12 protein-coding genes are annotated in these 12,002 nt (G+C 55.9%); 2 read left to right on the top strand and 10 right to left on the bottom strand.

What is annotated here, in order from left to right; translation table 11 throughout:
• Nucleotides 1–96: 96 nt before the first annotated feature.
• From DOP62_RS11560 to xseA, 4 genes are all read right to left on the bottom strand, one after another.
• Entirely contained in the window at nucleotides 97–996 is a 900-nt protein-coding gene (locus tag DOP62_RS11560) for a homoserine O-succinyltransferase (protein WP_208674952.1), read from the bottom strand.
• Nucleotides 997–1,044: 48 nt separating this feature from the next.
• Nucleotides 1,045–2,349 carry an O-acetylhomoserine aminocarboxypropyltransferase/cysteine synthase family protein gene (locus tag DOP62_RS11555; protein ID WP_208674950.1) on the bottom strand — a complete coding sequence of 435 codons (1,305 nt, stop codon included), beginning with the start codon at nucleotides 2,347–2,349 and terminating at the stop codon, nucleotides 1,045–1,047.
• 161 nt (nucleotides 2,350–2,510) lie between these two features.
• Entirely contained in the window at nucleotides 2,511–3,965 is a 1,455-nt protein-coding gene (locus tag DOP62_RS11550) for a flavin monoamine oxidase family protein (protein ID WP_208674948.1), read from the bottom strand.
• An 83-nt stretch (nucleotides 3,966–4,048) separates the two neighbouring features.
• Entirely contained in the window at nucleotides 4,049–5,287 is a 1,239-nt protein-coding gene (xseA, locus tag DOP62_RS11545) for an exodeoxyribonuclease VII large subunit (protein WP_208674946.1), read from the bottom strand.
• A 131-nt stretch (nucleotides 5,288–5,418) separates the two neighbouring features.
• On the opposite strand from xseA, the gene DOP62_RS11540 reads away from it, so the two are divergent.
• Nucleotides 5,419–6,342 carry a bile acid:sodium symporter family protein gene (locus DOP62_RS11540; protein WP_208674944.1) on the top strand — a complete coding sequence of 308 codons (924 nt, stop codon included), beginning with the start codon at nucleotides 5,419–5,421 and terminating at the stop codon, nucleotides 6,340–6,342.
• Nucleotides 6,343–6,349: 7 nt separating this feature from the next.
• On the opposite strand, the gene DOP62_RS11535 is transcribed toward DOP62_RS11540, so the two are convergent.
• Nucleotides 6,350–8,533, bottom strand: coding sequence for a SulP family inorganic anion transporter (locus DOP62_RS11535; RefSeq protein WP_208674942.1), 2,184 nt, complete (start codon nucleotides 8,531–8,533; stop codon nucleotides 6,350–6,352).
• A 113-nt stretch (nucleotides 8,534–8,646) separates the two neighbouring features.
• Between DOP62_RS11535 and DOP62_RS11530 the strand changes: the two genes are divergently transcribed.
• Nucleotides 8,647–8,790 (top strand): hypothetical protein, encoded by a 144-nt coding sequence (locus DOP62_RS11530; RefSeq protein WP_208674940.1) that lies wholly within the window; start codon nucleotides 8,647–8,649, stop codon nucleotides 8,788–8,790.
• Here the strand turns inward: DOP62_RS11530 and DOP62_RS11525 are convergent.
• The 5 genes from DOP62_RS11525 to DOP62_RS11505 all read right to left on the bottom strand — a co-directional run bounded on the left by DOP62_RS11525 (nucleotide 8,784) and on the right by DOP62_RS11505 (nucleotide 11,991).
• The gene (locus DOP62_RS11525; protein ID WP_261789931.1) at nucleotides 8,784–9,380 is read right to left on the bottom strand and encodes a response regulator; all 597 of its coding nucleotides are present in this window, start codon (nucleotides 9,378–9,380) and stop codon (nucleotides 8,784–8,786) included. The two genes, DOP62_RS11530 and DOP62_RS11525, sit on opposite strands and share 7 nt — an antisense overlap.
• 676 nt (nucleotides 9,381–10,056) lie before the next feature.
• The gene (locus tag DOP62_RS11520; protein ID WP_261789930.1) at nucleotides 10,057–10,581 is read right to left on the bottom strand and encodes a phycobiliprotein lyase; all 525 of its coding nucleotides are present in this window, start codon (nucleotides 10,579–10,581) and stop codon (nucleotides 10,057–10,059) included.
• Nucleotides 10,582–10,732: 151 nt separating this feature from the next.
• The gene (locus DOP62_RS11515; RefSeq protein ID WP_208674934.1) at nucleotides 10,733–11,014 is read right to left on the bottom strand and encodes a DUF7734 family protein; all 282 of its coding nucleotides are present in this window, start codon (nucleotides 11,012–11,014) and stop codon (nucleotides 10,733–10,735) included.
• A 25-nt stretch (nucleotides 11,015–11,039) separates the two neighbouring features.
• Nucleotides 11,040–11,639: a DUF3177 family protein gene (locus tag DOP62_RS11510; protein WP_208674932.1), complete on the bottom strand. Its 600-nt coding sequence runs from the start codon at nucleotides 11,637–11,639 to the stop codon at nucleotides 11,040–11,042.
• A gap of 124 nt (nucleotides 11,640–11,763) precedes the next feature.
• On the bottom strand, nucleotides 11,764–11,991 hold the full coding sequence (locus DOP62_RS11505; protein ID WP_208674930.1) for a Calvin cycle protein CP12: 228 nt from the start codon (nucleotides 11,989–11,991) through the stop codon (nucleotides 11,764–11,766).
• Nucleotides 11,992–12,002: the final 11 nt, after the last annotated feature.

Genomic DNA, 12,002 nt, shown 5'->3' with positions numbered 1-12,002 from the left:
TCTCTTGGGGGGCTGAAAGCATAGGTAAACCTGACAGTCGTCCATCCTCATCGGTACTGGCTCAATGCCAGTAAGAGACCGATTGCTCAGCTGGGATTAGCAGGACAGCGGCTGATAGACCTCATAGTTGAGCCAGTTGGTGTAAAGCAATTGGGCATGGCTGCGCCAACGCACACGGGGAGTCTGATTAGGATCGTCGTTGGGGTAATAGTTCAGCGGCAGATTGATCGGGAGGCCTTTGTCGCGATCGCGCCGATATTCGCGATCGAGCGTGTCAGCATCATATTCGGGATGGTTGAACAGATAGGTTCGATGTTGGGCAGCATCCCAGAGGAGATGCAGACCTGCTTCATCGCTTTCAGCTAACACTTGTAGCTGCGGCTGAGCCACGACTTCTTCTGTGATGACTTCTGTGTGACGACTGACCGGCACGAGGAAATCATCATCATGGCCGCGCACTAAAGGGGAACTGCGATCGCGGAGATGATGCCAAAAGACGCCAAATCGTTTGGCCGGTAAGGTGCGTTTCTCAATGCCGTGGAAGTGCTGCAGCGCCGCTTGTGCACCCCAGCAAATGAACAAGCTTGATCTCACAGCCTCGCGACTCCAATCCAGAATCGTCGTTAATTCCGACCAGTAATCTACGGCTTGCCAAGGCAGGGTTTCCACCGGCGCACCCGTCACAATCAAGCCATCGAAGCTGCGATCGCGGATTTGATCGAAGGTGCGATAGAAGTTGCGGAGATGTTCGGGATCTGTGTGAGTCGGTTGGTAGCTGGCGGTGTGAATGAGTGTCAGCTCGACTTGCAGCGGCGTGTTTGCGAGGACACGCGCAATCTGAGTCTCGGTCGTGACTTTGGTCGGCATCAGGTTGAGCACCACCACCTGCAAGGCTCGGATGTCCTGTCGCCGGGCATCAGCATCCCCCAAGGTGAAGACGTGTTCCGCGTCCAAAATCCGACGAGCCGGTAAATCCTGCGGAATGATGATCGGCATAGCAAAACACTGGGTGGGCCTGCGATCGCAAGCCCAGAACAGAACAACCTAGGCGACTTGCGAAGCCTGCAGGGCTTGGTCGAGATCGGCCAAAATGTCATCCAAATGTTCTAGCCCAACTGAGAGCCGCACAAAGTCAGGGCTCACGCCTGCGGCCGCTTGTTCCTCGGGCGAAAGCTGTTGGTGGGTTGTGGAAGCGGGATGAATGACCAAGGTTTTGGCATCCAAGACGTTGGCCAAATTGGAGGCGAGTTTGACCGCCGAGATAAAGCGCTTACCAGCCTCCAGTCCGCCTTGGACACCAAAGCCCAAGATTGCGCCCGCGCCGTTGGGGAGATAACGTTGCGCGCGATCGTAGTCGGGATGGCTGGGGAGTCCCGGATAGTTCACCCAAGTCACGAGGGGATGCTGCTCCAGCCATTCCGCCACTGCTTGCGCATTGCGAACGTGGCGCTCAGCTCGTAGGGGCAGGGTTTCGACCCCTAGCAAAACTTGCTGGGCATTGAAGGGCGAGAGGGTAGCGCCGGTGTCGCGCAGCAGTCCAGTCCGAATTTTGAGAACGTAGGCTAGGCCAGGGGCAACGGCTCCCGGATGGTTACCAAAGGCATCCCAGAAATTCACGCCGTGGTAGCTCGGGTCGGGGCCTGCAATTTCGGGAAACTTACCGTTATTCCAAGGGAAATCGCCTTTTTCGAGGACAAGACCGCCGAGGGAAGTGCCATGGCCGCCCGCCAGTTTAGTCAGGGACAGGACGACGATATCTGCTCCATGTTCTAGGGGATTAAAGAGAGGCGGCGGCGTGACGGTGTTATCGACAATGAAGGGGATACCGGCTTCATGGGCGATCGCCGCGATCGCTTCAAAGTCATCGACATTGCCTTTGGGGTTGCCGATCGACTCGGTGTAGACCAAGCGCGTGTTTTCATCGATCGCTGCCGCAACATTGCTGGCATCACTGCTATCGACAAAGCGCACCTCAATTCCGAAGCGTTTGAGGGTGTGGCGGAAGAGGTTGATTGTGCCGCCGTAGAGATTCGTCGTGCTGATGATGTTTTGACCGGCGGAGGTAATCGCCGCGATCGCATAAAAAATCGCTGCCTGACCCGAACTGGTGGCAACCGCACCCGTGCCCCCATGCAGAGCGGCCAGTCGCTGCTCCAACACATCCGTGGTGGGGTTCATTAGGCGGGTGTAGATGTTGCCAAACGCCCTGAGTGCAAACAGATTGGCAGCGTGCTCGGCGTCCTGAAAGACGTAGCTGGTGGTTTGGTAAATGGGAACCGCTCGCGAGCCGGTGGTGGGGTCAGGCTTCTGGCCTGCATGAAGCGCTAGCGTTTCCAGGTGTTGAGACATGAAATTTCCTCGAATCTAAACTCGCAGAGACAGCCAGCTCGATCGCCCTGCAACCCCCAACCGTTCTGTCTTGATTGGGTAGCATCGCAGCCCGCTGGGCAATCTCAAGGTTCCCGCGATGACAAGTCAGGCGACGTTGCCCAACTTCTGAGGGGTGGGCACTACCGCTGGCTAAGGATCGCTTGCGCTGCCCGTTCACCTGACCGAATCGCACCATCGATAAACGTCGGCCACTGACTCGCAGTTTCTGTCCCTGCCCAGTGCAAGGGCCCGACAGGATCGCGAACAGTGGATTTGAACAGGTAGGTTGCTCCCGGTGCAAGATAACCGGCGTAACAGCCCTTGGTCCAAGGCTGCATTGCCCAGTTCATCTCTTGGTAGAAGACGGGTTTGAGGATGCGATCGCCAAAGCGGCTTTGCAGGGAAGCCAGGAGTTGTTGACGGCGATCGCTAGCGGAGAGTCGCAGTACCTGTCGCGCGGTTTCAGCGTAGACAAAGCCAGTGAGGATGCCCTGTTTGGAATATTCGGGCGGGGTACTGCTATCGGCGGTTTCACCAACTAAGGAGCCGTAGTCAATCGAAGCTCCGCTGAGGCCGTCCTTGCGCCAGAACGGTTCCTCAAACACCATGCCGACTTTGATCACACAGCCTTGGGGCCAGCGTTGAGTAATTTGGGCGCGATCGGTGGGCAGGCTTGGCTCGTATTCAATGCTGCCTGCTAAAGTCGGCGGCACGGCGATGACAACAGATTTGGCGGCGATCGCTTGTTGATCGGTGAACACGGTCACGCCGCGATCGCTCCAGCGAATTTTGCGGACGGGTTGTTTGAACTGGATGCGCGAGCCGAGTCGCTCTGCCAATCGCTTCGCAACAACTTGTGCCCCGCCAATGATCCGATCCTGCTGGGCGGCGCCCTCAAAGCCATCCAGCATCGCCAAGCCCCCACAGGCGCGGATGATGAACAGTAGTTGCAGCATCGAAATTTCTTGGGGACTGGCGCAGGCGTAGGAAACGCTGGCAATCAGAAAGCGGCGCGCATTGGCATCCGGTACGTTTTGATCCAACCACTGACCAAACGTGATGCCGTCCCAGACTGCTGCTTGGGGATGCTGCCACGGTGCATTCGGGTCGATCTGATCGACCATGGCTGACAGTTGTTCGTCGGCTGCATCGATCAAGTCACTGCCAGGCACCGACTCCCAGTTGCTGCCATCTGCTTTGACGCGGTAGTAGCCACTGCTGGTCACGCCTCGGTAGAGGGTGTCGCCAAAGTTAGGGGTCGGATAGGTTTCGCAGCCCATCTCTTGAATCAGGGCGGCAAAGCGGTCTTGGGTTGCTCCCAACCACTGACCGCCTAAATCGAGCCAGCCGCCGCCTTTGAGGTCAATCGACCAAACCCGCCCCCCCACGCGATCGCGGGCTTCGAGCACCAAAACATTAAGCCCAGCCTTTTGCAGTTGCCACGCGGTCGCCAATCCTGCATAACCCGCACCCACAACAACGACATCAGCTGTTGTCGAACGCGTCTGTGCTTGGGCATGGGGCGATCGCGTCAGAACACTCGCACCAGCGGCAGCTGCTGCTCCACCCAGCAACGCACGACGAGAAACCTTCATGAATCGCGAGCCCCCGCAAGAGAATCAGGATCCATTGACCCTGTTGGGCAATCTAGCCAGTCCCTTGTTCGAGATGCGGGCTCTTAACGATCGCTTTGGTTCTCAGGTGCGGGTGTAACGGTTTCCACACAGACTTCTGCGGTGCCATCGGCCCACTGAAGGGAGAGGCAATCGCCCACCGCTAAATCCTGCGCCTGCCGAATCAGGGCACGATCGCGGCGTACCAAGGCATAACCCCGCTGCAACACGGATTCTGGATTGAGGATCGCCAACAGTTCCTGGAGATGCTCTAGGCGCTGGCGTTCCTGAGCGAGTTGCGATCGGCTGGCCTGTTGTAGCCGCTGACGCAGAGATTGCTGCTGATGTTGGGCTTGCTGTAAGCGGCGTTGGAGCAGCGGCCAACCTAAGCGGGTTTGACAGTGCTGTAGTTGGCGGTGATAGGTCTGCCACTGTTCTCGCTGTGCCTGAATCAAGCGTTGGCGCAGTTGCTGCCAGCCTTGACGCAAGTCTGTCCAAGCTGGGACGGCTCGCGTCGCTGCTGCTGTTGGGGTATGGGCAGCCCAATCCGCGACGCGATCGGCCAAGGTTTCATCCTGCTCGTGCCCCAAACCAGTGACCACGGGCATCGGACAAGTGGCGATCGCCCGCACCACCCGCTCATCGTCGAAGCAATCCAAATCTTCGCGTGCCCCACCGCCCCGCGCCAGAATGATCAACTCAGCGCGACCATCAGCCACGACCCGTGCGATCGCTGTCGCAATGGCTGCTGGCGCTTGCTCCCCTTGCACTAGCGTTGGCGAGAGTAAGACCTTAAGTCCTGGCGATCGCTGTCGCAAACTGCGTTGAATATCACCCCAAGCAGCGGCCTGAGGGGAAGTGACGACCGCGATCGTTTGGGGATAGAGCGGTAAAGGGCGCTTGCGATCGTCAGCAAATAAGCCTTCCGCTAGGAGTCGCTGTTCCAGCCGTTGGCGTTGCAGTGCTTTCAATCCATCGCCAAAGGGCAGACATTGCACAACTTGCAGTTGGTAGCTGCTGCGCTTGGGATAAAGGCGTACGGATCCCAGCAACAAAACCTGTTGCCCCACTTCGGGTCGGTGTTGCAGTTTGGCCAAGCTATTCGACCAAGCAACGCAGTCCAGCTGTTCTGAGCTCTGTGAATCCTTCAGGGTGAAGAAGAGTCCATAGGTGTGGGCTTTGCTACTGGAAACCTCGCCACAGATCCAGAGGTGCTGCAGTTGCCGCTCATCTTCAATCAGGCTTTTGAGGTAATCACTCAACCCCGCCACTGTGATCGGCGTTATGCGATCGCTGGTGGTCACTCAATCACTCCGCTCAACTGCTGGGATTCCCTGTCAGTCTGGCGCAAAGTGCTCATTCGGTTGTTCAGCGGTCAAAGCCGGTGAAGATTGAGCGATACAATCACCACCATCCTTGTTCGGCAGTCGCAGCCATGCAATCCAGTTTGCTCTCCACAGTGTTGCTGCCGCTGGCACTGTTCATCATTATGTTTGGCATGGGCCTAACGCTGACGGTACAAGACTTTCGGCGGATTTGGCAGCAACCCAAAGCGGTGGCGGTCGGACTGATTGCCCAGCTCCTGGTCTTGCCCCTTGTGGGATTTGCGATCGCTAAGTTACTGCCCCTCTCGCCTGCACTGGCTGTGGGTGTGATTATTTTGGCGGCTTGTCCGGGTGGGCCAACCTCCAATCTCTTTACGTTTTTGGCAGCTGGCGATGTGGCGCTGTCGATCACGTTGACTGCGCTCAGTAGCCTGATCACGATCGTTTCGATTCCTTGGGTGGTGAATCTCGGCCTACGGCTGTTTTTGGATCAAACCGATTCCTTTTCGCTGCCCGTTGGCCCTACAGTTTTACAAATCGCCGTGATCACGATTCTGCCCGTGACCTTGGCCATGAGCCTCCGGCATTCTGCCCCTCAACTGGCTCAGCGAGCCGATCGCAGTGTGCGGTGGGTTTCAACAGCGTTTCTGTCAGCTGTGATCGTCGGCTTCTTTGCCCAAGAACGCCAGAATATCGTGTCTTTTTTCCAAGAAGTGGGCGGAGTAGTCCTGCTTCTCAACCTCTTGTCCATGGCCTTAGGAGTGGCGTTGGCGAGCATAACCCGTTTGGGCTACGCCCGTGCTACCACGATTGGTCTTGAAGTGGGCATACAAAACGGCACCTTGGCGATCGCGATCGCAGCTTCTCCGACATTGCTCAATAACCCCACCATGGCGATTCCGGCAGCAATCTACAGCTTGGTGATGTTTGCCACCGGCGGTGCCTTTGCGTGGTGGCGCCAACGCTATCAGCCGTCGCGAGCCTCGCAGTCTGCCAGCGAAGCACCCACTGCCGTGGGCTCCCGCGCCGACTAACACAGCCCTACGACTGAAGATAGTGCTGCCGCAATTGCTGATCGTGTAACTGCTCACTTTGGCGATGGAGCAGCCAGCGATAGAGCGCGATCGCGACCATGGGGTGGCTTTGCTCTAATTCCGCCAGCGCGGTGCGGCTCAGTCCATACACCGTGCAGCGACCAACGGCGATCGCCGTTTGGGGTTGCGTTTCGCCGCGGAGAAACGCAAGCTCACCGCAGGGACTGCCGGCCAACACCTGCCGCGCTTCCCAGGCTTCGGTCGCTTGTAAATACAGCTCACCGCGCTCCAGCCAGTAGAGGGTCTCAGCCCGATCGCCCTGCTGATAGAGCACTTGGCCATCTTTCAGCTGCGATCGCTGCCATCGATGGAGGGGCACCTCGCAGTCATCAGCGAGCCTCAACAATTCGGGCAAGAGCAAGGCAAAGGGCAGACTTTTGGGGCGGCGGGCGTACCGCTCAAGGAGTTGCGCTTCTGCGGCTTGCAGAGCAGCATTCAGATCGGGAAACTGCTGATGCCCTGGCAAAACCTGCAGAAAAGGCTGGAGGGGCTTTTGATACTCGGGAGCGATCGCCGCTACCCACAGTTGCACTGACCGAGCTTGTAACTCTACGGCAAAACGGCTAAACACCTCAGCGGTTGAAGAGTCTGCCCCAGTGACTGCCTGGTAGTCCAGCAGTACGAGATGGATCTCCTCAGGACTCTGGCTCAGGCGATCTCGCACCGCTGCCACAATCCGCCGAGCCGTTCCAAAAAATAAATAGCCTTGCAGAAAGACTACCTGCAGCACCGCCCCCCGACGACGCAGAATCGCTTGCTGTGCTTCTACTCGCTCAATATTGCTATGCAGATAAGCGCCGGACACCATCGATCGAATGACCGGAGCCCGACAGTAGCTGACGATAAACGTCAAGCTACTGAACAAAATGCCTGCGGTAATCGCCTCTAGGAAACCTGCAACAATACTGATCCCCAGAATCGCGATCGTCACCCAATACTCTCGCTGGGGCAGCAGCCGAATAGAGCGAAAGACCCAGCGATCGATATAGAGCAAGCCGAGGTTGATCAGGAGCCCTGCCAAAACGGGTTTACAGAGCCACTGAGCTAGATCGCCAAGACTGACAGCGACCAACATCAGGCCAGCCGCCACCCAAGCTGCCAAGGGCGTTGAAGCCCCCGCAAGGCGATTGAGAGTACTCCGACTGCCGGATAGCAGCCCCGGCGAAAACCCACCGAACGGCACCATGATCAAGTTGGTCAGCCCAGTGCGCTGCAGCTCTTGATTGAGATCCAGCTCCCGTTTCTCAATATTTTCGAGACTGCTGAGATTCAGCGTGAGCGAAATAGCAGCTAGCAAAATCAACACTGGAATCACAGCAAACTGCGGCCAGAGCAAGGCCCAGTCAATACTTGGAATCGCAGGCCAGTTCCAGAAGAAGATTAAACGAGGGGTCAGTTTCGGTAGAAACCAGCCCGCTTGCGCTGCCTCTACGAGGGAAGCACCCAAGCCCAACCGGATCAGATGAGCGCCCACCAAGCCACTGAATAAGAGGGCTGGAGTAATCCAAACGCGGTTAAGCCTTGTTCCCAACTGCCAGAGCAGCAGACCAAACACCACTGCCACCAGCAGTTTTGCACCCGAGTCGAGGTTCCAGAGGCGATCGAGGCTCGCCGCAGAAAGCTTGAAGCCCAAGGCAACATTGAAACCGCCGGAAATCAGCAGCCAGCCCGTCGCCGCTAAAAATCCACCGACAACCGGATAGGGAATATAGCGCAGCCACTCGCCGAGCCCCAGACGCCCCATCAACCAGAGGGCAACACCGATGCTGGTAGTAGTCACAATCCAGTAGATCAGCAGAGTTGCCCCCAGCATGCCGGTATCGACCAAGGCTTCTGACTGGCTAATGGCAGCTGCCACGATCGCGAGCAAGGAGTAGATGCGTGAGTCTGGCGTGGCAATGCCATAGGCAAGCCCCTGACGATTCACACCCAAGCAATTGAGAAAGGCCGTGCTGATCAGCAACCCTGCTAGCCCCGAGGCGAGATAGGGACTGAGAACACCACCGTAAATGAGCAATCCAGCTGAAAGATTTTCACTGAGCAGGAGCGAACCTGAAACGAGTCCTGCTAACAAATTCCGCAACGGTTCTAGCTTGAGTTCAGCCCCAAGCCGTCGCCACTCCCACCCCATCGTGATTACTGGCTGAAGTCTGCTTGGCAATCCTAACCTCTGGATCGCTCAACGGCTGACTTTGGGTGAGCAAGCCTCTAAGCTCAACACGTAAGGTTGTTGGGCAGTGAGCAATGAAGTCTTCCCGTTGGATTTCTGTTGTGATCGTGGCGATCGCAGTGGGATTAGCGATCGCCTTTAACATCGACGAACTTGCTGCCCTGATTGGCGCTACCGAAACTAAAGAGGAGATTCAAACCCCAACGCCAGCTCAATAGGGACGTCCTCGGTAGAAGCGCTGAGGCTTGGGCGTTTCAGGAGCGGGAGGAGCCGGAGGCTGAGACACCGTGGGAGCAGGGGCTTCTGCCACTGCTTCGGCCTCGCTACCTGGCACGGCTGGGGTTTCGAGTAACTTTGGCAGGATTTGGATCAGTGCCTGCTGGTCTAGGATGGGCAGTCCCAAAACCTGCGTCGTTTGACCCAGCGCTGTGATCAAATCCGTGAGCAACGAGCTTGTTTGAAAAGCGGGCAACAAATCCTGAGCACCTTGGGAAATAGCCCAGCGCTGCTCAGATTCCGTAACTTGCGTTTGCGTGCTGTTGGTCAGCAAGACCTTGACGTTGGGATATTGATTGCGGCAGAAGCGGCAGAAGGCAAAGGGATTCATCCCTTCCGAGGCCATGTCAACAATGACCAAGTCCGGCAGCGTCAGTCCTGCTGCGCCCATCTGCTCCAACATGACGCCGAGATCAACGTTTGTCGCTTCTTGAATGACCGTGATCGACTGAGAGGCTAAAGCTGCAGACCAGACCTTTGCCTGAAAGGAATCGACTTGAACGAGTAATGCGGTCTTCGGGGTAGCAGCCATAGGGAAAACAACAAGATTAGATTCTTGAGAATCCGAGTATGAAGAGGAGTACATGAGGGAAGAGTGCCGAAGCAACACCGAAACAAGGAGTAACGGAGTTTTAACAAGTATTACTGAGTCAAACCGATCATGATGAACAGTTTGGCGTTTCCTACCACCGAAACCATAGGAATTTCAATGTTCTTGCGATAGAAGTTAGCCTAATCAGCCAGTTTATGTATACTTCGTTACTTTAAATTCCTTAACTGTGACGTCTTCACCCCTTCCATGGTTTTGCCTAGACTCCAAACCGTTCTAGATCACTCACTGGGATTGATCTTGTACCTAGGACAGGCACTGCTTCAATGCTGGCAATTTTAATCCTCATTTCAATAAAAACCTGACTAGTAAATGAGAACAGATGTAAACTTTCCGTGACCTTAAAGCATCCAAAGATCGGGTGATCAATTACGGTCTTCACGGACTTATCGCGAGTCAAAAATACCCTGCAGAAGCAGCTTAAGCGCGATCGATTGACCAAGATAGGCACCACTAGAACTCGCTCAATTTCAAGACTCTTGCGACAGAAAATCACCTCTTAAATGAGAGTAGACGTAAACTTTCCGTTACATTGAAGATCCTGACTGCAAAGTGGCAACTCGCTACTCTTATGAGGTCACGCGGCTAGGTACTTACCTTAGGCAAGGCGCTGCTCAAGGTACTGACCAATCATGATCTCTTCACCAGCGCGAGAAATAATGGTTTGGCGGGTTCGATAGTGTTGCCCAATCAGGCGACATTCTTCCTCAAAGCTTGAGCCACCATATTCACTGCGCAAGGTCAGGGTATCGGGGTTATTCAGCTGAAAACGGGCAATGACGGGCTTGCGGGTTGCAAAGCCGCTGTCGCGGTAGAGACGATCGCCCAACACACCAAAAACCGTTCGTCCTTCTTGAGTTTTTCCTTCGGGGCCTTGGTATTCACTCTGCCAAGTCACACAAGCACCGCAGAGCAAATCTACGTCCAACTGATGTAGAGCCGCGAGATCCAAAAGGTCGCGATCGCCTTGAGTCAACGCCGTCACGCCAATCGTGCTGATTACTTCCTGCACATCACCGCTCTTGAGGGTGTAGTAGCGGCGTTGGGAGTGCCATTGTCCATGCGATCGCTGGAAGTAGTCTTCAACAGCAGCAAGGGGTGCAGTCAGCAAGCGATCGGGCATGCGAGACTCCTGATGATGTGCCGGCATGCTAAGCGTGACCTCTGGCTAACAGATGTAGCCATTGTAACAATTTGTTAATTCCTTCGCTGGCAATCGGCAATTGCCCCTGCGTATGGGATTTCAATTACCACTGCTCAAGGTAGGTAGCTTTCTAGCTGTTTAACTCAGCCAAGAAGGCTTCCCAAGTTTGCGGCGGTGCGAGGGGTTGGTCAGGGTTATACGGGCTGCAAAAGCGCTGAATCAATTGAATCGTGGCAGAGGCTGGCAAGACCGGCACATCGGGATCGAAAGCAGTGGGCTGAGTCAGTGAACTGGAGAACCCCCGAAAGACAAGGAGTTCGATCGCTTCACCCTGATCCTCTGCCAAGACGCGCAAGACTTGGTCGCGGTGGCGCAGACTGTACTGCTCCAGTTGATGAATCGGTAGCGTCATGGTCCTTCCTCGCTTCGCATCGGCCCTAGAGTGCGCAGCGACCTTGGCGAGGCAGGCGGGTCAGCAGGAACTGCACCAAGCAGAGACCGTAGACAACCAGACCAAAGACTCCAAAGAAGCTAATCAAGCCGGGTTTATAGCCACTCAACAGCCATTCCCGCAGACCATAGGGTGGCGAAAGCCAAAAATTACAGACAGCATCTTGGACGATCACTTCGCGGGGCAGAAAGCTGCAGGGCAGCGATCGCGCACTGAGCAGCAGACCCAAGCCTGAGTAGATCGTCACGGCCCAGCGCCAAGCTGTAAAACCCAGCCGTAGGGGACGGAAGCGGGGCAGATCTTCGACTTCCTCGTTCAAATCCACCCAGAACCAGAGGCTAATCGGAATCAGTAACCGTGCGAGGAAGCCAGTCAGGAAACTCAGCGGTAGCGCTGCGACCATCATCAGCACGGTGATCGCCAACAAGCTAGCGACGCGCCAATAGATCAGCATCAGGCGCTGGATCGCCTCGAGCTTGCTAAACAGCGACCAAACCAGCAAGACAAGGGGAATAAACACCAAAATCAGAACGGCAAGGCGATAGTCCGTCCACACCAGCGATCGCAGCAGGGTTTGCGAAATCATGCGTTCCTAGCCAGCAGAACAGCGCGATCGCCCGATCGAGGCTCAATCACGCAAAAGGCTCAGGAAATACTTCCCAAGCCTGTCGATCAGCATAGCGCCAGTCGGTAAGCGCTCAGTTTGTCGATTAGTCGTCGTAGATCAGGCACTCAGCTGCGTCGGGGTTCTCATCGCAGTACTGACCAAAGAAAGGCTCAGTTTCTGATTGCTGTTGCCGTTGGTGCGAAGCCTCGGCTTGCAGTTCTTCAACGACGTCCCATGCAGCCGCTGCGTCCGGCGAGGTAGCGCCCTTCTCTTCACTGATGGCGTGAGCCTCTTGCCGGGCCTGTTCAATTTTTTCTTGGATGTCGCTCATGCGGATGACCT

This window comes from Synechococcus elongatus PCC 11801 (assembly GCF_003846445.2).
GTDB lineage: Bacteria > Cyanobacteriota > Cyanobacteriia > Synechococcales > Synechococcaceae > Synechococcus > Synechococcus elongatus_A.
Note: the sequence above shows the minus strand (reverse complement) of the source record. Positions and strands in the feature narration are given on the sequence as shown.